2 pseudogenes are annotated in these 389 nt (G+C 76.6%); both read left to right on the top strand.

Annotated elements, in window-relative coordinates:
* Positions 1-124, top strand: a pseudogene (locus R1101_RS30540) (quinolinate synthase NadA); the annotation flags it as partial.
* Positions 121-389, top strand: a pseudogene (locus R1101_RS29975) (FAD-dependent oxidoreductase); the annotation flags it as partial. The pseudogenes R1101_RS30540 and R1101_RS29975, both read left to right, overlap by 4 nt.

The raw sequence follows: 389 nt of genomic DNA, 5'->3' as shown, positions 1-389 counted from the left end.
GCGCTCGCTGCGCTGCCTGCAGGAGGGACGCGACGAGGTCCACGTCGAGGCCGGCGTCGCCGAGCGGGCCCGCCTGTCGGTGCAGCGCATGATCGCCATCGGCAACCCGGGCAGCGGCGAGTGACCACCTCCATCACGGTCGCGTGGGAGGACCACGCCGACCTGGTGGTCGTCGGGGGTGGTGTCGCCGGCCTCACGGCCGCGCGCGCCGCCTCCCGACGCGGCGCGCGTGTGCTCACGGTGAGCGAAGGGGGGCCCCACCGACACGGCCACCCAGTACGCCCAGGGCGGTATCGCCGTGGTGGCGCCGGTGGGCGACAGCGTCGACGCCCACGTGGCCGACACCCTCGCCGCGGGCGGGGGGCTGTGCGAGGAGGACGCGGTGCGCT

This window comes from Rhodococcus sp. R1101 (assembly GCF_000278445.1).
Classification (GTDB): Bacteria; Actinomycetota; Actinomycetes; order Mycobacteriales; family Mycobacteriaceae; genus Rhodococcus; species Rhodococcus gordoniae.
Note: the sequence above shows the minus strand (reverse complement) of the source record. Positions and strands in the feature narration are given on the sequence as shown.